Below are 18,975 nucleotides of genomic sequence, written 5' to 3'. Positions count from 1 at the left end.
CTGTGTTCCCGTATCTTCCCACTGCTCCATCCAAGACACTGACACACTTCTACTATAGATAGACGTTGAGGACCCTCCAGCATTACAGTTTGGGGTCTCCGCACGAATCTCACACCCGCCTTTTCATGGTCGGAAAGGAAGAGACATCACACGTGCAGTTCCGACAATTGCGCTCACAGCACGGACCACAAAACCGCACTAAGCGTGCCCGTAAGATTTGGCGTGCCCGATGTAAACGCACCCTCACGTTATTGCGGGTCATCGCCAAATCTTTCGCGACTGTTTTGGATGACTCGCCCTTGAGATCCATGCGCCGGATGAGTTCCGCATAACTTGGCCGCAGGGTGGGCAGAAGCACGGATGCACAACTGCAGGGGGTATCGCCGACCTCCTCAAACGGAGGCACCTTGCCATGCCCTGAGTGGATGAGGGCCTGGCGATAGGCTTTCTTTCCCCTCGCTTCGACCGCATGCTTCCGCAGATAGTCGACCAAGGTATGGCGGAGAATGCTGCAGAACCAGGCCACGGCATCCTCACGACGCCGCAGCGAGGATCGGCGTTCTACGGCTCGGAGAACACTCTGCTGGTAGAGGTCCTGCGCAACGCCGGTATCCCCAATTCGGTTGCGCAAAAAAGATAGGAAGGCGGCCTTCGCATTCAGGATTTCTTGGATCGGGTCCTGCTGAGTATGAGCCTGGGACCGCGGATCGTCGGTTTGGTTCGTACGCCTCATCATAGCCTGCCCTTTTCCATGCCCCACAGTGCTCACCTGCCTGGCACTGACGAAAGTCCGACAAGCACGAACCACACGACCGGGAACACGTCTCAGGGCTGAGCGATCGGGGGACTGACGGACAAACGTTTCCGACGGCGTTCGACGCTCAGACAGACAAACCTAACCCAAAGCGGATGCTGGTACCACCGCACTGTGCCCAGAGTCAGCTAGTGGCTGTGCATATGCCCATCGGAACCCCCAGGTATGAGGTCCTTCTCACCGGGGGCCGCAGCCCGAAGTGGCGGGGCGTCCCAAATCGTTTTGTTGCCAGGGGCTAAGTTAGCGGCTTGAATGAAATGATGATCTCCGTCGCCGACCATCCCTAGACGGTACAAGGTCATGCCAAGATTGTAGTGTGCCTCGGCTAAATCAGGCTCAACTGTGATCGCGGCCTCAAAATATTGCCGGGCTTGGTTCATGTTTCCATCCTGGTACGCGCGAATCCCTTCAGCGTTGTGAGTTTGGGCGCGTTCGCTCGACATCGACGGCGCTGCCAATAACTGGGGAGTCACCTTGGACGCACAGGCACTCAGCGCCAGTGTAAGCGCCGCAGCAACGATTACCCGCATAATACACATGGTCTTCTCCTTTCTCTCAGTCAGCGCCCTATAAACACACTTCGAGATTTGTGTCGCAACCATAATGTCTTTCCTCGTGCTACGGAGACTTTTTCTCGACCTCGTCTCGCAGAAGGCCAGTCTTCGCGGTTGGCTTTTCCAAAAATGCCCGCGCCTTGTCTGTCCATGTCGTACAAATCTTCCCAGGGGGAGCATAGCCGAGAAAATTATCACCTTGGTCGCAGAACGATAATGCCGAATCAAGGCCGACCACATACCGATGGTCTCCGTGTTGCACCAGGGCCCAACAGGCTAAACGACTGATCCACACAGGGTCGCCATCATTTCGATCGGGACGAATCGCGTACACTGCGCCCCACCCATCGACAGGAACGATCTGAAGAATGCATCGACTATCCATACCGTACCTCTCTCTGTATGAGGCCGCCTTCAGCTTCTGCGGCGATCAGCGTTGGCCGTCCCCAGCGGATCCGGGTGCATGCGACCAACGCTCCCTCCGGCAAGTAGGCACTACGGGTCGCCCTGAACGAGTCTTACCAGTATGGCATCAGGCGCCTTCAGCGCCCTGTGCCGCGGCGCCGCGGCTCAGCAGTGCAAAACACGCCACGCCGACTGCCATCCAGACCAATTCCCTCAGCCGGCGCAGCAAGGCGAAGGAAATCCCTGTCACGTCGCTGTAGCCAAACGCCTTGAGCAGCAAGACAATGCCCCCTTCCTGGACACCGACGCTTCCCGGGATGAAAAAGGCTCCCCCCTTAATGAGGGTGCATAGCGCGTCAATCGAGACCGCCGTCACCACTTCGATAGGCTGCCCGAGGTAGCGAAGCATCACATACACTTCGGCAGCTTCCATTAACCAGCCCCCGAAAAACGTGATGGCCGACCAGGCAAATAGCGCTCGACGATGCCGGTAGAAGCCCGCAATGAGCGCATCCAGGCTGCGAAGCTCCTCACGTCTGTCGGCTAGGAAACCCATGCGAAAAGGGAACTTATCAACGACCGCGAAGAGAACAGCGAAAAGTCCTCGTTGTTGCAGCACTACAAAGAGGCCAGTCGAGAACAAGAGCAAAGCCGCCGTACCAGCCATAGCCCAGTGTGACAGACCACGGGACTGCGGAGAGTCCTCCAGCAGGAAAAGCCAGAGGGCAAGGCCCAGGAAGATGTACATGATTTGAGCCAGTGTCATAGTGGTTTTCGCCACGATGACAGAGGCGAGCCCATCGCCCATGGGGACAGAGAATGTCTTCAGAAGGGCAGCCTTAAGTGGTTCTCCTCCCACACTGGCCGTGGGCGTAGCCGTGTTCAGAAACTCTCCCGCCGTACGCACCATGAGGAGTCGTACGAATGGGACCGCCGTTTGATATTGCGCCAACGTGAAGCGCCAACCGAGACCATCCAGCACATACATGACGGTCGACGGCACGAGCATCAGTGCAATAGCGATCGGGCCTAAGTTCGCGCCCACGTCGTAAATCTTCGACGGCCCGATATAGGCCATGATGCTCAGGAGCGTCATGAGGCCGACCAGGAGCAACCCGATATTCACGAGGCGCAGTGGAGACAGAGACCCCATCGGTTTCATGACCTACTCTTTCACCAATCTCGTCCTTCCCCACTGAAACCACTCGATCTTCCACTCATCGCCGTCCTTCACCAGCCGATATTCGACCTCGCTGGTGAGGTGAGGGCAGCCTTGCAGGATACCGCTCACCGTGGCTGTTGCACCGGCCGTCGTCCGTGATGGGAAGGTGCTATGACAGTTCTCCCTTACCACGCTATTTCCCTCTATCTGCGTCACGAACTCACTAAAGGACAATGTGGCCTGGGCGGACGAGCTCAAATAATTGTATGCTTGCGGGTACAGACCTTCGTCGATCGCCGTGAGTTGGTCCAAGATTGGGGCGAGAGGAACTGAGGTATCCGCCCACCAATAGCCGCCCAGGAGCAGCACTACACAAGTCAAAATGATTACTAGAACGCCCATGTCTCGCTCCTTTCTCGTGCAAACGAAGAGGAGACCACCAACAAGATGGCACATATTGCGACGAGCACGTACTCGTGTCACAACAGCACCTGCAAAGGCATGTGCAGAAAAAATGTAATGAATGACCGGCCGCTCAGCGTATGCAGCCAAGCAGGAATCTACTGGAGGTGTGGGATCAAATCCGGAGAACGGAGGAGAAGCTTATGGAGATAGGGACTATAGGTACTGTACTGCTCAAGGAGCCCAGCGTCGGCATTGCTCGTTTCAGGAGACCCAGAGAGGTAGCCGAAAGAATCGCTGCATGATCGACATCCACGGCCCACCCCTGCTTTTCCTGACGTTCGGGAGATGAGATCACCGATGGGGGACACATAAGAGTTCCATCCATCGGGCAGACCATCACGTCTTGCACGAAAGATGCAGGCTGTTCCGCAATGGCAACGTCGGGCAGAGCGCACATGATACCGACCACTTGGCAGAGCACGAAAACGAGTATGAGCCCGATGGACTGCACATTCCTTCCTAGATCATCACACAGTTTTGCACTGAGCCATTTAGTCAACATACGTCAGTGTCTACCAATTACAGAGATCTAGTCAAGATCGGGCTGCTCCGCGTCCGGACAATTGTGGTGATCGTGCAAGCATTGTTTACCAGCAAGGAACTCCTTGAGCCTAATCAATGATATATGGGGGGTTCAGCCTCCTTTCCTGGAGGTTCCAACTAGGACTTCCGCTGCAGTAGAGGAAGCTTGTTATCCGATGTCTTTTACAATGTACTTCCACCGTGCCGGCTCGTGAACCACGCATGCTGCCAGGCCTTCATGATGTGCATCCCGTCCGTTTGGTCCTTTATCACCTTCTCTGCAAACTTAAGTAGTTCCGGGCGCGTGATTTTTGAATGAATTGCACTGCCCTCTGTTCTTGGACGTAGGCCTTTCTAAAGCGGCATAAATTTAGTCACTGTTGCGAGTGGAATAGCTCAAGAGTCCGCCCTAGGCAGGACATTTGGCCACATTCCTTTCACCCAGCATAGGGGCCCTAACGGTTATGGATCGCCGTCACGGGGTGTGCATCGTGAACCAAAGAAAGTATCAAATTCTCAGTATAGTCGTTGGAATCGAGGAATGAACTGAGGTGTCGGAACCACGTGGCGGCTGGGAAAGTAGGGAAGCGGTTAATATCAGGGCAGGGAGTTTCGCAGAACATGTATATTCCACTGAACTGTGGACCCGAACTCATAAGAAAAATATTGTGACTGGGGCCAATTTCAAGGAATGCATCACAAGTCTGTCGGGAGGGCTCCTCCGAGTGCGATGTACAGTCCACTGGTGCAGACGTTTGCAGAGGCAGCACATAACCATAAAGCATTGAAGGTGAAAACAAATACTAAAGAAGCCAATAAGACGGGTAGAGGAGGCATTATGGAAGAATGCTGTCCCCCTCGAAGCAGCTACGCCAATAGCAGGTCCCGCCTAAGTCGGACTGAATGGGACTAGCGAGGGTGCTTCAGCTCTGCCATTATGCGACATGCCCCGCACAAAAGCTCAACCTACGAACCAAAGCTAACCATCCGCATGGAACCGCATGGAAGCGGGTGTTGCCAAGCACGCATGGACTATCAAGAAATCGTCGCATTGTTGAATTAACCTTAGAAGGCGAGCGGATTGACGGAATGGGATGCCGTCGTAAACAAGAAAACTCCATTAGTTCTAAGAATAGAAACTCCTGAGGGTCACGGCACTTCACAATCAGACAAAGGCATTCTTCGGTGTTGCAACTGCGTTGCATATCGGCGCACATGCTGATCTATGGCAGCAACCGGATTCGCCTTCTGCATTTGCCTTCTAACTGAATCGCATTCTTAAAAGAAACGGACAGAATCATTTTGTCTGATGAGGATACCGATCCAGCCATTATCCTTGTACCATTGATAAGCTTGACCTCCCAAAGCAACCGATACCAACCTTTCCCTGCAAGCACCGCTCTCCATGTTGGCACTGAGTTTGGATGGCTCGGTTATCCCGCTATTGCATCCCAAACTCTCTGCTCCTTCTGGCTAAAGGAGAAATATTTCGAGAGCCGGAAGGTTCCAGCCGTCAAGCAAGACAGTTTCTGGCAAAGGCTAAGGAAGTGGTGGCTGAACAAATAGGAAGGTCTATGTCGAAGAAACGAGATATCCATGTGTGCAGCATGAGCAGGATTTGGCAACAAGAAAAGAAAGATCAGAGCGAGTAAGCTCCACGCATAAACACAGAATGCGGCAATTGACAAGGCAGTTGAAGCGGCGAAAAAGGCAGGCCTTGAAGTCGTTATTTATCGAAGATGGCACCATCCGGGACAGCGACAACTACGGGAACGATCCCAGTCCGCCGAAGGACAAAAAGCACTAATTCTCCCGAGTCAAACCTCATGGAAGAGTCAACCACTGGCCAAAGTAACAGTGCGGGCCGGAGACCATGGCCACCTGTTCCAAAGGTGCTTCACACAGAAGCAAGCAGCTTGGCGAACTTGGCATTATCTCCAAACAGGTTTCTAGTTTACCGGGTCTACGCAAGGTCGCCTCATTGAAAGCGGGTCTACAAATTGAGCAAGGAGGCCAAAGTAAGCTGTCGCTGCTGGAAAAACAGCTAAACGCCCATGGTCTCAGAATCAGTCCTCTACGTGCCCAAGTTTGGCTTTTTTTTACTCGCCATGACCATGTCACAGCCAAACAACTTCACCAGCACATTAAAAACAGTGTTCCGGGCATCGGATTGACCGCCGTCTATCGGACACTTGGCCAGTTATGCAAAGCTGGCGTGGCAAAAACCCGGCGCTACAACAAGCAAACCTATTATGACATTGCCTTCCTCCGAAGGGCTCCTAACAATCTTCTCATCTGCACGTCTTGCGGACAAGTCTTGAATTTTGTTTATGAGAAATTAGAAAGGATCAATGCGATGGTGGCTTCCCAACATGGGTTTCAAATTGAAAGGTACAGGCTCGAATTTTTCGGAACGTGCAAACTCTGCAGAAAGCGCGAGTCGTCCCTGAAACCGCGTCCACCCCGACCCTCTATTATTTAATGGTCTTCCAGGTTTTTTTGCTTGACTACTAGTTGTGATAACCATTATCAATATCGCTCTTTCTCGAATGCGTACTTCCAAAGAAAGCGACGCGAGGTGGTGGCGTTCCTTCGTCAATAAAGTCCGCCAGAGGCTGTATGACCGCGAGCGCGCTCTCTGTAAATAACAGTATTCTGACCAGCCGATCATGGGGATGGTTCGCCTCGCTGACCGCGCACCTGATCGTGGTGGCCGCGATCGCATTTCTTATGACGGATCTTCGTCACGCGCTTCAACCTGAGCCCTTTCGTTGGGACATTTCGATGGTCGCGCCTCCCGTACCACAGATCGCTAATAAGCCATCAACCCCACACCCCACGCCTATCCCACCGAAAATCAGCGAACCTCTTACACCTCCAAAGCGTGCCGCCTCTTCACCACACCAGCAGCAAATAACGAAAACGCAACAGATTAACCAAGTCATTCAAAGCAAGCCACAGGTTATGCAGCAGGAAGTTCGTGCTACTGAGCCCGTTAAACAAATCGAAACAGTGGCCGCTAATGCTACCTATTCTCAGCCCGTATATGAACAGGAGGTCCAATTTAAGAGCGTCGAGAGGCCGGTCGTAACACCAGAGTCTCTCGCACAATCGGACACCCCGCCGTTAATCGACCATTCTTCTAACGTGGTCTCGAAGGCGCTTGCGGTTGAATCCGAGCAGGGGATTAAAACAGCCGACTCTTCGCCCATTGAACGCGTGTCTCTTTCGGACCATTCGGTCGAGACGGTTCATGCCCCACTCAGTGAGAGTAGTCCCGTAGCCACTGAAGTGCCCGTGACACAGAAGGTGTCCGCCATAGAACAGTCGCCCGTTTCCTCTGCAGTTGTCGAACCCACACTTCAGGCCTCAATTCAGAGTACACCGGCGCAGGTCAAGCATGCCACTAAACCAGACTATGGCTGGTTGATTGAAGCATTATGGAGCCGAGTCGAGCGGTTCAAACGATATCCCTATATCGCGAGAACTAATAGATGGGAAGGTATGGTGGTGTTGCAAGCAGTTATAAGTCAGGAAGGAAAGCTCCTGGACCTTAAGGTCGCGGAAAGTTCCGGGCATCAATTACTCGATCAAGATGCGATGGATGTCATGAGGAAATCGTGCCCGCTCCATTTGGAACATCCGTTGGGCAGGTCACAAGTTGTCGTCAACATTCCAATCAGTTATAAGCTTAATTAATCCTATGCATTTTTTCCAGGGGCGAGTTATGAACGTGAAACAGTTGCAACGTCAGCGGTGCTATATCCTGGTAGGACTCATGACCTTGTGGGGATTGTTCGCCGGAGACTTCGTGTGGTCGGAGACATCCGGCAAGGTTGAGCGCACATTCAATGCAGTAGTGACGGACTCGCAGGGTGGGGATGCAGAAATAAAAAATATGATCTTTTACTGGGAGGAGAAGGTCAGTGAAACCGCCTTCGTGCCCCACGAACTACGAGAAGTGCCCGTAAAACGAGGCTCGGCGACCATCAGAATCAGGTTTGATCAGATCAAACAGATTGATCTAAAGCCCTCTGTGGATTCGGCTCTCCTCCATATGGTGATTACCCTGTCTAATGGCAAGACGGGAGAGTTCACGTTCGCAGTGAAAGGGAGTTTCAAAGGAATGTCTGATTTCGGAGATATCGAATTCCCAACCACTGGGCTAGCAAAGATCGTCTTCAAATAATGCAACACTCTCCTGTCAGAACCAGTTCGTCTACCACTCGCGGCGCGTGCGGCATCCTTTATTCAAGCCCTTAATAATAACGGAGGAGATGTAGTGATGAAGTTCTATGGATATAAATTGAGAATGATAATTAGAAACATAACTATATTCGACGCACCTTGTCTTTGCCTTTTTATAATGATCGCCGCATTGTTTTTCACCGGCGGTCAAGCAGCCGCGCAAACACTTACTCCTGACCCGGCCGCGCCTCGACCTTCTGAGGAAATCCGTGAATCGGCCCCAAGCGCTGAGGCCGAGCCAGTCGGACCTACGCCATTAGTCCGCCCTGAGGAACCCTTACGGGCTCCTCTTACGGAAATAATCGGTACTTCGCCTGAGGCACTTGAACATATTCCCGGCTCGGGCCGCGTTGTGACCCAGGAAAGTCTTTCCCAGAATCGCCGGCTTACGATCAATGAGGCCTTACGGGAAGTACCCGGCGTTAACGTGCGGGATGAGGATGGACTGGGGATTCGGCCCAATATTGGGATCCGCGGTCTCGATCCTACCCGAAGCAGGAAAATACACATTATGGAGGATGGGGTACCCATCATGCTGATGCCCTACGGGGATCCCTCCTCCTATTACTTCCCACCCGTCTTTCGGTTTGATCGCATTGAGGTCCTGAAAGGAAGTGGCCAATTGCTTTATGGCCCACAGACAATTGGTGGGGTGATGAACTTAATTACGCGCATGCCTCCCGCTACACCGCAGGGCAATGTCGAGTTCCGGGGGGGTAACCTAAACTATTTCAATACCCACTTCGACTATGGGGGCACCTGGGGCAAGAGCGGTTATCTCGCGGACTACACCCATTTTCAGAGCGACTCGCCCCGTTTTACCAACATACGTGCCAAGGTGGACGATTTTACATTTAAGACTGTGCAGGAGCTGTCGGATCGCACGACCATACTAGCGAAATTTAACTATTACCGGGAGGATTCAGGCCTTGGTTATCAGGGTCTTACGCAGGCAGACTGGGCAGCTCGTGGTCGCGACCGAAAAACACCCTTCACGAACGATAATTTTGATTTCCGTAGGGTCGGTATGCATGTAGCGGTTCAACACATGTTCAACGCCAATCTAACGATGACTACCAACTTATTTGGCCATTACATTCAGCGCGATTGGGCTCGGCAGAGCCAACAAGGTGTTAGCGACACGGGAGCCCCGGTTGGAGGCATCCAGACGGGAAATAACCTGCCAGCAGCAGCGTTTAGCGTCGTCCCTGCAAATCAGCGGTTCACGAACGAGCGGGAATATTGGGTATATGGAGTCGAGCCTCGCTTCCATTTGACGCATCGCCTGTTGGGAATAGCGAGCGAGGCCGACTTCGGCGCAAGGGCGATGTACGAACAATCAGACCGCAAACAGTTTCTAAACCAAGTTTCAGGGGTGGGGGGGACCTCATCGTGTTTCGCTTCCCCGGCAGCAGCAACTTGTCTCGGAGAAAACAATATTCGCAAGACCGCAGCTTATGCCATGTTTTTTCAAAACCGCTTTCTCATCACAGATAACTTTACCATTACACCAGGCTTGCGCGTTGAGCACGTGAATTATGAGCAGTTTAATAAACTTCCTGCCACAGGAGAGACGTTCGGTAAAACGGCACTCACCGAGGTATTGCCGGGGATAGGAGCAACTTATACACCCGTCAAGAATCATACTCTCTTCGCCGGGGTCCATCGTGGGTTTTCGCCACCCCAAGTCTCCGATTCTATTACGGGAACGGGCGCGGTCGTTGATCTAGACCCTGAGTTAAGCTGGAACTACGAACTGGGTCTCCGCAGCACACCGCTTCAATGGCTTGGCTATGAATTGACACTGTTCCAGATGGACTTCCAAAACCAAATCGTGTCGCAATCCGTGGCAGGTGGCGTAGGCGCCACGTTGACGAACGGTGGGCGAACTCGGCAGCGAGGTGTGGAATTCGCGGTGAAGGCGGACGTCTTGGACATGGTAACCGGCCAAAATAGAGACCATGACGTTTTATTGGATTTCAACTATACGTGGGTAGCTGACGCAGAATTCAAAGGAAATAGAAACAGCTCAATTACGGGTGCTGCACTGCTGCCAGGCGAGGCTGCACTCTTTAATGTGAGTGGGAATCGTGTACCATACTCACCCAAGCATATGCTGACGGCCGGACTCGGCTACTATAATCGGCCCCTGGGTTTTAATGCCAGAGTCGAAACGCAATGTATCAGCGATATGTTTGGCGATGACCGTAACACCGTCAGTCCCACCCCCAATGGCCAGCGAGGAGTCGTCCGCGGGTGGTGTGTGCTCAATGCGGCAGTGAATCAGTACGTAAAGCCAATCAATACCACCTTGTTCATAACGGGCAAAAACCTGTTAGACCAGATGTTTATGGTCGATCGAACAAGAGGTATCTATCCCGGGCTTCCACTGATGGTGCAGGCAGGGGCGCGCTGGAGCTTTTAGAGAGGAACTGAGATTGCGAGACGTTCGACTGCATATGCTCACAAATCAGGACCCCCTCCGTGTAGCAAAACCCTGCCGCAGCCTTCTACATGAGGGCTGCGGCGGCGAACGCATCAGTTTAGAGGGGATTGCAGCGCTTCTATGTAATTAGAAAGAAGAAGGGAATCCAACGATCGGTCAAACGGTTCCGCGAGTTGGTCGCATCGCTTTTATGAGAGGACAATACACCTACCTAACTCCCACTTCCGTATCTGGTCGCAGGATAGCATTGTGCGTCATTTCTCAGCCGTGCGCCGCGGCATGGCATACACCGATGTTCAGGCGGCTAGGTTCGCGCGTGAAGGGGTCATCCTGATCGTGGTTATCTCCAACAATATTCCGCGAAGGAAAGGCGTCAGCGTTGTCGCCAAAGACACCAACTGTTCTTCGGTTCCCGGACGATGACCTCCGCCACCGGATGTCCCTTCCCCGTCATTTTCCACCGTCTCTCCTAAAAGCCGTGGCTTAAGGCAGTAAAGAAGCCGCCACCAGCTCGTGATTTAAAGCGTTGACCATTTTCAAATATGCAGTGCGATCTTCTTCTAGCCCAGCTAAAAATAAGTCGGAATGCTTGCGCTGTAGGACCTCTCCAAAAGCTTGCTCTTTCGCAACTGGAATCTCGTACAGCGAGGCCAACGCGCTCACGTATTGGCCTCCGCCGGCCGCGGCTTCTTGCCGTAGGTTTTCATAGTTTACTCCGGCGAACAGATTGATCTTCTGTTCCTTCACAACCATCCCATCACCAGTGAAGAGATCGTGCGGACTCGTGCTCGAGAAGAAGTCTTTAGTCGTGTGTAGCGTGGCCTCCGTGGTGTTACAGGCTCCCAAGAGGAGACTCACCGCGATGAGATAGAACCCAATTCCTAGACGCTGTGCTGAGACAGATGCCTTCATAATACTAGCCTCCTTACGACCCTCTTTCTGAGGGCAAGGTTCGCTGTTAACACCAAGACCCCTATCCAACCGCCTTATCGGCCCTTGAAAACTCGCCCACCGTTGTCCGTGAGGATACTCTTTACGGTCTCGTTACGTACTCGGAATAACCCTGGAAGCGGGCTGCGGGAGCCAGGTTTCCAAAGGTGAGAAAGAGACAGGGAGTAATTGCACATGCGACTCGGTAACGAAACTATTAATAAACGCGCCTTCAGGGCTTGGTGACCCATCCCTGTCCATCATGCACTCCCCGGTACAAACATAGAACGGCGAATATTTTTTCGCCATCGGCGTGCACCGTTTATCACGCAGGGTCGGACCCGTTCTGTAGGTGACGCAGATCGTTGACCGTCAATTCTTGTCTGGTTGAATCCACTCAAGACGCTGCTTCATCATCTGTAAGGTGAGATGGCTAATTTCGAATCGCGTCCTTAACGTGTGTTGAAGATCGAGCAAGACCCTATCTCTATTCTCGCCATCAGAGACAATGATATGGGCGCTCAATGCATCTCGTCCCGATGTGATCGTCCAAATATGGAGGTCATGCACTTCCCTCACGCCGTTCACTTTGATCATGGCGTTCGCGACCTCTTCGGCATTGAGGTGTGGCGGGACGCCTTCCATGAGTATGTTCACCGCCTGGGAAAGTAGCAGCCATGTTCTCCAGACTATGAATAACGTGATAAGGACGCTGAGGAGAGGATCAATGGAATACCATCCGGTCATCCAGATGATACCTCCTCCGATTACCACGCCCACCGATGTCACCGCATCACTTAATACCTCCAAATACGCGCTGCTGACGTTGATGCTGGCTCCCGGGCCTCCACCGAGGAGCTTCAAAGACACAAGATTGATGGCGAGCCCCACGGCGCCGACAAGCATGACCGGCAAGCCGAGCACATCTGCGGGATGATAAAAGCGCGTGACTGCCTCATACAAAATCCAGCAAGCCAATAAAAGCAGCACCACGGCATTGCACACCGCCACTAGTATCTCCGCACGGTGATACCCATAGGTCTTGTCCGGTGTGGATTCTTTCGTGGCCATCCACATCGCGAAAGTGCTCAGGCTTAGGGCGGCCACGTCGGCCAACATATGTCCGGCATCCGCCCAGAGTGCTAAGCTTCCAGTGAGCCAGCCTGCCAGCGCTTCCAGACCCATGAACACACTTGTAAGGAGAAGCACGAGGACCAGCCTACTTCGAGATTGGGTACGTGCCACATGGTCATGGTTGTGTCCTGTCCCCATTTGTTTTTTGTTCACTATCCGCAGAAGCGGAGTTCTGTGGGATCGGAAGCAGCGAAATTTGCTTTCCTAATACGCTCAGGCAAAACAGACATGAGCGAACTCACCTGGAATGGACAGTAGATCAAAAGTTGTTCAAATGAACACATAGATAGCCTCCCTAATTGTTGCAGAGTTTAGAAAGCTGAAGAAACAGCAAGGGTATCAAATGCGAAGAACCCGGATGGTAGGAACAGATCAGTAGGATAGTTGAAAGAGTGCTGATCTTGGCAAGCCAGGAGATGGTCCTTCACAGTATGGTTCAGACGCAGGCTGCTTTCCCGGACCGGCACATAAGCCATGCCAGTCCAGTACGGAGCAGTTTTTACGATGCCATCATCAAATGCGACAGCGATCAGGTCCCCCACCCGTTTTTCAGCCTTCGTTCCGGTCATCTCATGACTCCGGCCTTTGTCCCCCCTGTCCATCTGTCCCATGTTGTCCTTGCCCATATCCATCTTCTCCATCGGCATCATGCACATACAGCCCGAGACCACAGCAGGCATCAGGGCCACTGCAACAAACTGGGTTATGGATGTCATCGCACTTCCCTCCTTTGAATTATCTCTCAGGGATTCTCTAACGGGACGAGACGTTTCTCCGCTCCGGCCTCGACAGGTGCTTCGGCCGGCAGAGTCCTGCCCCGCCACAAGGCGTACAGCACCGGAATCACGACCAATGTGAGCAGGGTTGACGACACCATCCCGCCGATCATGGGTGCCGCGATGCGCTTCATCACATCGGCACCGGATCCATGGCTCCACATGATCGGCAACAGCCCGATCAAGATGGCCGACGCCGTCATCACCTTCGGCCTCACGCGCTGCACTGCGCCTTCGATAATCGCCAAGTGGAGATCCGCCATGGAGTGAAGCCGTCCCTCCCGCTGCCAGCGTTCATAGGCTTCGTCGAGGAAGATAATCATGATCACCCCCGTCTCAGCCGCGACACCGGCCAAGGCAATGATCCCCACCCAGACGGCCACACTCAGGTGATACTTGAGCAGGTACAGATACACAATCGCCCCGATCACCCCAAATGGCACGGACAGCAGCACGATCAGACTCCGGGTGACTGACCGAAAATTCATGTAGAGCAAGACGAAGATCAGAAATATCGTCACCGGCACCACGATCCTGAGGCGGGCCTTGGCCCGCTCCAGATATTGGAACTGTCCCCCCCCACTCCAGTCGATAGCCAGGCTTCAGGCGGACTTGTTCGCGCACCACCCGTTGCGCCTCGGCGACATACCCGGCCAGATCCCGTCCCGTCACGTCCACGAACACAATGCCGGACAGCGAGCCTCGTTCATCGCGAACCGTTGGGGGTCCGGTCACCATCGAAATCTGGGCGAGCTGAGCCATGGGAATCGTCGCCCCGCTCGGAGTCTCCACCAGGACGCGTCGCAGTGATTCTGGATCGTCCCGCAGGGCCCGAGCATACCGGACGTTAATGGGATACCGTTCCCGACCCTCGACCGTCTGCGAAATGTTTTTCCCCCCGATGGCCGACTCGATGACGTCCTCGACATCTTCGATGGTCAACCCGTACCGGGCGATCGCATCACGATCGACTTGAACATCCAGGTAGTAGCCCCCTGTGACCCGTTCGGAATAGGCGCTGCGTGTCCCGCGAAGTCCTTGCAGCAGACTTTCGATCGTGAGCCCAATGCGCTCGATCTCCGCGAGGTCCGGGCCCAGGATTTTAATGCCGAGATTGCTGCGGATCCCGGTGGCCAGCATCTCCGTCCGGGTCTGAATCGGCATCCACCAGATGTTCGGCATCCCAGGGAATTTCAGCAGCGGGTCCAGCTCAGCAATCAGCGAATCCCAGGTGACGCCTGGCCGCCACTGCTCTTCGGGCTTCAAGGTCACCGTGGTCTCGGCCATACTGAAATGGGCAGGATCCGTGGGTGTTTCCGCCCGGCCGACTTTTCCGAACACATGGTCCACCTCCGGAAACTGCTTCAGGAGCTGGTCTTGTCGCTGTAAGAGCCGTGTCGCCTCGGTCACCGAAATCCCCGGCAACGCCGTCGGCATGAAGAGGATCGTCCCTTCGTTGAGCGGGGGCATGAATTCGGAGCCCAGCCGTGCATACAAAGGAACGGTGACGGCCACCGCCAGGACGGCGAGGATGATGACGAGCCACCTGACGCGCAATGCACCGGAGACGAGGGGCCGGTACAGTCGCAGCAAGACCCGATTGATTGGATTGCGCTCCTCAGGACTGATCGTTCCCTTCAGCAGCCAGACCATCAAGAGCGGCGCAACTGTGATCGAGACAAGGGCCGCAAAGAACATGGCCGCCGTCTTGGTGAACGCAAGCGGCTTGAAGAGACGCCCCTCCTGCGATTCCAGGGTGAAGACCGGCAGAAAGGAGATAGTGATAATCAGGAGCGAGAAGAACAGCGGCTTGCCGACCTCCTGCGCGGCCTGCACGATGACGGCTGCCCGATAGCCTGAGCGACCGCCGCGCTCCCATTGCTCCAAACGTTTGTGGGCATTCTCGATCATCACGATCACGGCATCGACCATCGCGCCGATAGCAATCGCAATCCCGGCCAAGGACATGATGTTGGAGGTGATCCCGAGATAGTACATGGCGAGAAACGACAGCAGGATCGCGACCGGCAATGTCAGGATGGCCACGAGGGCCGAGCGGAGATGAAACAGAAACAACAGGCTGATCAGACTGACGACCACGCTCACTTCAATCAGTTTTTCCTTCAACGTGGCGATGGCTCGACGGATCAATTCCGACCGGTCGTAGACCGGAATGATCTCCATGCCCGGTGGGAGCGACGGGCCGATTTCGGCCAACTTGTCCTTGACCCCCTCGATCACCGCCAGCGCATTCTCCCCATAGCGCATGACGATGATCCCGCCCACCGTTTCGCCTTGGCCGTCCAGTTCCGCCACCCCCCGGCGCATATCCGGTCCCAGCATGACCTGGGCAAGATCCCGCACCGTAATCGGTGTGCCCTGCTGATCCGTCCCCACGGTGATCTTGCGGATATCCTCCAACGACCGGATATACCCTCGCCCGCGCACCATATATTCGCGCTCCGTGACTTCCAGCACCCGTCCTCCGACATCGTTGTTACTCCGCTGGATCGCCTCGATGACCTTCTTGAGCGAAATGTGATACCCGAGCAGCTTCGTGGGGTCCACCTGCACCTGATACTGCTTCACGAACCCGCCTATGGACGCGACCTGTGCCACACCCGGCACGCTTTGCAACCAGTACCGCAGATACCAGTCCTGAAAGGTCCGCAGGTCGGCAAGGTCGTGCTGGCCGGACTTGTCGACGAGGGCATACTGAAAGACCCAGCCGACACCGGTCGCATCAGGACCAAGCGTCGGCGAGACGCCCTCCGGCAGCTTTCCCGTGACCCCTTGCATGTACTCCACAACTCGGCTTCTGGCCCAGTAGATGTCCGTCCCGTCCTGGAAAATGATGTAGACAAACGACAGCCCAAGAAAGGATTGTCCCCGGACATTTTTGACTCGGGGCGCCCCGAGCATCGAGGTCACAATCGGATAGGTGATTTGATCCTCCACGAGGTCTGGGCTGCGTCCCGGCCACTCGGTGAAGACGATCACCTGCACATCAGACAGGTCCGGAATCGCATCTAATGGCGTGTGATAGACGGCCCATCCCCCCCAGCCCATCAGGAAGAGCAGCGCGAGCGAGACCAGAAATGTATTTTTTGTACTCCACTCGATGACCCGTTCGATCATTTTTCCCCCATCTCGTTCCGAATGCCTCTGGTAAGGCCGAAGGCCGGATGCCCTTCTCTCTGTCGCATCACGGGATGAACTCACGATGAGATTTGGCCAAGGTCTCCGCCTCCGTCGCAGCATTCCTATAGGCCGCGGCGAGGATGTGACATTGCTGGACAAAATCAACCTTAGGACTGCCGTGGGACATCATCCGCTGGGCTCGTTCTGGATCCCTCCGGTATTCCTCCACCATCTGGTCCATCTCCTGTGCCTTCTGACGGAGCCTGGCTGCTTCATTCTCATACCAAGCGACCAACGCCACATGATCATTCCTGGCTAACAGGTCAGCAGGAGGAGTGGCGATGAAGGAGCAGGCTGACAATCCCAGCGCGACCAGCAATACAAACATGTTGATAAGTCTCATTCGCCAGATGCTTTCCATGGTCGTCTCCTTTTCACATTCCCTGCATGCCGGACATCCCTCCGCCGCCGCCTGCGGTGACGGAAAACATTTCCTTCACATCGGCCTCGCCCGCACGCTGCACGGTGACGGTCAGGTCCCACCGGCCACCCATGCCAAGATTGACCTTCGCCTCATAGGCCCCGTCCTTACCGGGTTTCATCGGCACCGTGGCCGGCATCATACCCGGCATCGGCATCGTGTAGGTGAGCTGAACTTTTGCGTTGACCACCAGATTGCCTCCCTCACCTTTCACGGTGACTCGGATGAGATTTTCGCCAATCCGCGGTGAGGCGGGCTCTGTCGAGAGCGCAAGAGTCAGTCCCCCTGCCCTCTTTTCTCCCGACGCCTTCGCCATTTGCGTCGTCTTCTCCGGCTGTGGGTCTCCCATTGGCATGCCACCCATGTCCATTTGTCCCATCTGCGCCTGTTCCATTTTGATACCGCCCATCCCCAGCGAACCCATCATGTCCATGGCGGCCATGAGCTTGCTCTCCGAATCGATCAGAAAGTTTCCGGATGTCACCACCCGGTCACCTGCCTCGACCCCCTCCTGAACCTCATAAAAGGCTCCGATTTTTGGTCCCACCTTGACTTCCCGTGGTTCAAAAAGCCCTTCCCCGCGAACCAGAAAGACCTGCTTCCGCGTTCCAGAGTCCAGCACCGCCTGTTCGGGAACCGCGACCTGGTTTCCACGATTGATCGTGAGCAGCACGTCTCCGTACATTTCCGGCTTGAGTCGTAACCCCGGGTTCGGTAATTCCACGCGGACTTTGACGGTACGAGCTTGCTCGTTCAGGTAGGGGTAGATGTACGAGACCCGTCCATAAAACGGTTGTCCGGGATACGAGGAGAACGTGATAGCGGCTTGCTGATCGACCGTGACAAACGGGACCTCGAACTCGTAGATCTCGGCATTCACCCAGACCGTCGACAAGTCCGCGATCGTATAGAGCCTCATCCCGGGCTCCACAAACATCCCCCTGAAGACTTTTTTCTCGGTGACGTAGCCGCTGAAGGGCGAATAGATCGGTATCGCGGTCTTAGCCTTGCCCCTCCGAGCCAACTCGTCGAGCTGTTGCTCCGAGACCGTCCACAGGCGCAACCGGTCGCGTGCCGCTTCCACCATGTGCTCCGCCTGCTCGTGCACGTCGGCAAGCGGACTGTCTTTCACCTTGGCTTGCGTTCGCAGCGCCAGCAGGTACTCATCCTGGCTGGCGACCAAGTCAGGGCTGTACAGCGTGAACAGCGGCTGCCCTTTGTGCACGACCTGTCCCGTATAGTCCACAAAGAGCTCTTCCACCCATCCCGAGACCCGCAGGTTGATATGCGTAATGCGTTCTTCGTTGTAGTCCACCCTGCCGACCGCCCGGACGGTGGTCTCAAGCGGACGTGTCTCGACCACCGCTGTCTTCACGCCAATCAACTGCTGTTTCGTCGGCGTCACCATGGCATAGGCCTGGGGAGGACCGGTTTCCTGGCTGGGAGACATCGGCATCCCCTGCAGGCTGCGCTCCTTCTGCTCCGTCTGGCGTTGATCGGACGTCTTCTCGTCAGGGGGAAGGACTTGGTGTCGCTCCCATCCGGTCATGAACCATGACCCGAGCGTCAGCATCACGATTCCAGCTCCGATCGCAATCCACATGGTTCGTCTTTGACTCCACATTTTCGTCATCATGACATCCCTCACTCTTTACTCTTTACAATTCCGTGCCGACGACCTGTTCGAGCTCAGCTATGCGGGATTCGCGATCGACCAGCACTCGCCAGTACGCCAGTTGAAACTCCCGCAAGGCCCGGTCTGCGTCGATAAGATCCAGAAAGGACGTCCTTCCGGTGCGATAGCCGGCCCGCGCGGCTTCCACGCCCTGCTCGGCCTGGGGCAGCACCGTGGTCCGGTACAGCACCGCCACTTCCCAACTCGCCCGGACTTTTGCCA

Annotated in this window: 14 protein-coding genes and 1 pseudogene; 4 read left to right on the top strand and 11 right to left on the bottom strand. The window is 54.7% G+C overall.

The window, feature by feature from the left end:
* Positions 1-109: 109 nt before the first annotated feature.
* The 4 genes from GDA65_20235 to GDA65_20220 form a co-directional block, all read right to left on the bottom strand.
* Positions 110-736, bottom strand: coding sequence for a hypothetical protein (locus tag GDA65_20235; GenBank protein ID MBA5865014.1), 627 nt, complete (start codon positions 734-736; stop codon positions 110-112).
* 206 nt (positions 737-942) lie between these two features.
* On the bottom strand, positions 943-1,608 hold the full coding sequence (locus tag GDA65_20230) for a tetratricopeptide repeat protein (GenBank protein ID MBA5865013.1): 666 nt from the start codon (positions 1,606-1,608) through the stop codon (positions 943-945).
* Positions 1,609-1,900: 292 nt separating this feature from the next.
* Positions 1,901-2,935 (bottom strand): flippase-like domain-containing protein, encoded by a 1,035-nt coding sequence (locus GDA65_20225; GenBank protein MBA5865012.1) that lies wholly within the window; start codon positions 2,933-2,935, stop codon positions 1,901-1,903.
* A 3-nt stretch (positions 2,936-2,938) separates the two neighbouring features.
* Positions 2,939-3,337: a DUF4864 domain-containing protein gene (locus tag GDA65_20220; protein ID MBA5865011.1), complete on the bottom strand. Its 399-nt coding sequence runs from the start codon at positions 3,335-3,337 to the stop codon at positions 2,939-2,941.
* A 2,458-nt stretch (positions 3,338-5,795) separates the two neighbouring features.
* Here GDA65_20220 and GDA65_20215 point away from each other — a divergent pair.
* The 4 genes from GDA65_20215 to GDA65_20200 all read left to right on the top strand — a co-directional run bounded on the left by GDA65_20215 (position 5,796) and on the right by GDA65_20200 (position 10,595).
* Positions 5,796-6,404 carry a hypothetical protein gene (locus GDA65_20215; GenBank protein MBA5865010.1) on the top strand — a complete coding sequence of 203 codons (609 nt, stop codon included), beginning with the start codon at positions 5,796-5,798 and terminating at the stop codon, positions 6,402-6,404.
* Between the two features lie 137 nt (positions 6,405-6,541).
* Complete coding sequence (locus GDA65_20210; GenBank protein ID MBA5865009.1) at positions 6,542-7,621, top strand: TonB family protein; 1,080 nt, start codon at positions 6,542-6,544, stop codon at positions 7,619-7,621.
* Positions 7,622-7,649: 28 nt separating this feature from the next.
* Positions 7,650-8,111, top strand: a complete 462-nt coding sequence (locus GDA65_20205) for a hypothetical protein (GenBank protein MBA5865008.1) — start codon at positions 7,650-7,652, stop codon at positions 8,109-8,111.
* 93 nt (positions 8,112-8,204) lie between these two features.
* Entirely contained in the window at positions 8,205-10,595 is a 2,391-nt protein-coding gene (locus GDA65_20200) for a TonB-dependent receptor (GenBank protein ID MBA5865007.1), read from the top strand.
* A gap of 504 nt (positions 10,596-11,099) precedes the next feature.
* Here the strand turns inward: GDA65_20200 and GDA65_20195 are convergent.
* The 7 genes and pseudogenes from GDA65_20195 to GDA65_20165 form a co-directional block, all read right to left on the bottom strand.
* Positions 11,100-11,528, bottom strand: a complete 429-nt coding sequence (locus GDA65_20195) for a DUF3015 domain-containing protein (protein MBA5865006.1) — start codon at positions 11,526-11,528, stop codon at positions 11,100-11,102.
* 390 nt (positions 11,529-11,918) lie between these two features.
* Positions 11,919-12,818, bottom strand: coding sequence for a cation diffusion facilitator family transporter (locus GDA65_20190; GenBank protein MBA5865005.1), 900 nt, complete (start codon positions 12,816-12,818; stop codon positions 11,919-11,921).
* 173 nt (positions 12,819-12,991) lie between these two features.
* Positions 12,992-13,396, bottom strand: coding sequence for a hypothetical protein (locus tag GDA65_20185; protein ID MBA5865004.1), 405 nt, complete (start codon positions 13,394-13,396; stop codon positions 12,992-12,994).
* A gap of 26 nt (positions 13,397-13,422) precedes the next feature.
* Positions 13,423-16,594: pseudogene (locus tag GDA65_20180) on the bottom strand (CusA/CzcA family heavy metal efflux RND transporter).
* Positions 16,595-16,661: 67 nt separating this feature from the next.
* Positions 16,662-17,018: a hypothetical protein gene (locus GDA65_20175; GenBank protein MBA5865003.1), complete on the bottom strand. Its 357-nt coding sequence runs from the start codon at positions 17,016-17,018 to the stop codon at positions 16,662-16,664.
* A 13-nt stretch (positions 17,019-17,031) separates the two neighbouring features.
* Positions 17,032-18,714, bottom strand: coding sequence for an efflux RND transporter periplasmic adaptor subunit (locus GDA65_20170; protein MBA5865002.1), 1,683 nt, complete (start codon positions 18,712-18,714; stop codon positions 17,032-17,034).
* A 22-nt stretch (positions 18,715-18,736) separates the two neighbouring features.
* Positions 18,737-18,975 (bottom strand): TolC family protein (locus GDA65_20165; protein MBA5865001.1); only part of this gene is annotated, 239 nt, incomplete at its 5' end.

The sequence above is a fragment of the Nitrospira sp. CR1.1 genome (assembly GCA_014055465.1).
Taxonomy (GTDB): domain Bacteria; phylum Nitrospirota; class Nitrospiria; order Nitrospirales; family Nitrospiraceae; genus Nitrospira_A.
The sequence above is the reverse complement of the archived record's forward strand: the minus strand, read 5'-3'. Positions and strand labels throughout refer to the sequence as shown.

Bases quoted from the DNA above. Each gene is read 5' to 3' on its own strand.
- GDA65_20230 (MBA5865013.1), bottom strand. From the start codon at position 1,608: ATGTGGTCGGCCTTGATTCGGCATTATCGTTCTGCGACCAAGGTGATA.
- GDA65_20225 (MBA5865012.1), bottom strand. From the start codon at position 2,935: ATGAAACCGATGGGGTCTCTGTCTCCACTGCGCCTCGTGAATATCGGG.
- GDA65_20195 (MBA5865006.1), bottom strand. From the start codon at position 11,528: ATGAAGGCATCTGTCTCAGCACAGCGTCTAGGAATTGGGTTCTATCTC.
- GDA65_20175 (MBA5865003.1), bottom strand. From the start codon at position 17,018: ATGGAAAGCATCTGGCGAATGAGACTTATCAACATGTTTGTATTGCTG.
- GDA65_20215 (MBA5865010.1), top strand. From the start codon at position 5,796: ATGGCCACCTGTTCCAAAGGTGCTTCACACAGAAGCAAGCAGCTTGGC.
- GDA65_20190 (MBA5865005.1), bottom strand. From the start codon at position 12,818: ATGGGGACAGGACACAACCATGACCATGTGGCACGTACCCAATCTCGA.
- GDA65_20210 (MBA5865009.1), top strand. From the start codon at position 6,542: ATGACCGCGAGCGCGCTCTCTGTAAATAACAGTATTCTGACCAGCCGA.
- GDA65_20185 (MBA5865004.1), bottom strand. From the start codon at position 13,396: ATGACATCCATAACCCAGTTTGTTGCAGTGGCCCTGATGCCTGCTGTG.
- GDA65_20205 (MBA5865008.1), top strand. From the start codon at position 7,650: ATGAACGTGAAACAGTTGCAACGTCAGCGGTGCTATATCCTGGTAGGA.
- GDA65_20170 (MBA5865002.1), bottom strand. From the start codon at position 18,714: ATGATGACGAAAATGTGGAGTCAAAGACGAACCATGTGGATTGCGATC.
- GDA65_20220 (MBA5865011.1), bottom strand. From the start codon at position 3,337: ATGGGCGTTCTAGTAATCATTTTGACTTGTGTAGTGCTGCTCCTGGGC.
- GDA65_20235 (MBA5865014.1), bottom strand. From the start codon at position 736: ATGATGAGGCGTACGAACCAAACCGACGATCCGCGGTCCCAGGCTCAT.